This window comes from Streptomyces sp. NRRL WC-3549, from assembly GCF_000721935.1.
Lineage (GTDB): Bacteria > Actinomycetota > Actinomycetes > Streptomycetales > Streptomycetaceae > Streptomyces.
This window is the reverse complement of sequence record NZ_KL585388.1, coordinates 79,633-81,179: the sequence shown is the minus strand read 5'-3', so window position 1 is coordinate 81,179 and position 1,547 is coordinate 79,633. Positions and strand designations below refer to the sequence as shown.

The following is a 1,547-nucleotide window of genomic DNA, read 5'->3' as shown; positions in this document are numbered from 1 at the left end:
CAGGACCGTACGCCGGTGGATCCGCCGCCACGGCGGGCCGGCCGGGTCGGCGGGGGTGCTCATGTGGCGTCCCCGGGCGTGTCCTGGGTGATCCGGGTGAGCCGTTCGGCGAGGTCGGCGGCCGTCTCACGGGTCAGGCCCGCGATCTTCACGGCGCCCTTGGCGGAGGCGGTGGTGACGGTGAGCGTGGCCAGCCCGAAGAACTGTTCCAGCGGACCGCGCACGGTGTCCACGGTCTGGATGCGGGACATCGGCGCGATCCGCCACTCCCGCAGGAAGATCCCGGTCCGTACGTAGACCGCCGCGTCGGTGACCTCCCAGCGGTGGGTGCGGAACCACCAGAGGGGGAGGAGGGCGGCGACCGTCAGGCCGACGGCCGCCAGCACGGCGGCGGGCAACAGCAGCCAGGCCCTGGCCGGCGCGATGAACGCGCCCAGGACACCCAGCACGGCCACCGGGGCCGCCGTCAGCAGCAGGCACTGGGCCCGCCACCAGCCGACGGCCCGGCGGGCCGGCGCGTTGCGCGGCGGCCGGAGCCGTACCGCCCCCTCCCCCGCCCCCACGGGTCAGCGTCCGCGCAGGCTGCGGTAGGTCTCCACGAGGTGGGCGGTGGAGCTGTCCAGGTCCTCGCCGCCGGTGCCCTCGGTGAGGACCGGCTCGATCTTCTTGGCGAGCACCTTGCCGAGCTCGACGCCCCACTGGTCGAAGGAGTCGATGTTCCAGACGGCGCCCTGGACGAAGACCTTGTGCTCGTACAGCGCGATGAGCTGGCCCAGCACCGAGGGGGTGAGCCGCTCGGCGAGGATCGTGGTGGTCGGGTGGTTGCCGGGGAACGTCTTGTGCGGCACCAGTTCCTCGGGCACGCCCTCGGCCCGGACCTCCTCGGGCGTCTTGCCGAAGGCGAGGGCCTGGGTCTGGGCGAAGAAGTTGGCCATCAGCAGGTCGTGCTGGGCGATGAGGCCCGGCAGCAGGTCGTGGACCGGGGAGGCGAAGCCGATGAAGTCCGCCGGGATCATCTTCGTGCCCTGGTGGATCAGCTGGTAGTAGGCGTGCTGGCCGTTGGTGCCGGGGGTGCCCCAGACGACCGGGCCGGTCTCCCACTCGACCGGGTTCCCGTCGCGGTCCACGGACTTGCCGTTGGACTCCATGTCCAGCTGCTGGAGGTACGCGGTGAACTTGGACAGGTAGTGGCTGTAGGGCAGGACCGCCTGCGACTGCGCGTCGAAGAACTGGCCGTACCAGATGCCCAGCAGGCCCAGCAGCAGCGGGGCGTTCTCCTCGGCGGGGGCGGTGCGGAAGTGCTCGTCGACGAGGTGGAAGCCCTCCAGCATCTCCCGGAACCGGTCGGGGCCGATGGCGATCATCAGCGAGAGGCCGATCGCCGAGTCGTAGGAGTAGCGCCCGCCGACCCAGTCCCAGAACTCGAACATGTTGGCCGTGTCGATGCCGAAGTCCGCGACCTTCTCGGCGTTGGTCGACAGGGCCACGAAGTGCCTGGCGACGGCCTCCTGACCGGCCTTCAGCTCGGTGAGCAGCCAGTCGCGGGC

General features: G+C 71.3%; 2 protein-coding genes. Both read right to left on the bottom strand.

Annotated elements, in window-relative coordinates:
• Window positions 1–59: 59 nt before the first annotated feature.
• Complete coding sequence (locus IH13_RS0106835) at window positions 60–563, bottom strand: PH domain-containing protein (protein ID WP_031081944.1); 504 nt, start codon at window positions 561–563, stop codon at window positions 60–62.
• A 3-nt stretch (window positions 564–566) separates the two neighbouring features.
• Window positions 567–1,547: glucose-6-phosphate isomerase (pgi, locus tag IH13_RS0106830; RefSeq protein WP_031081942.1), on the bottom strand; the 981-nt coding region annotated here is incomplete at its 5' end.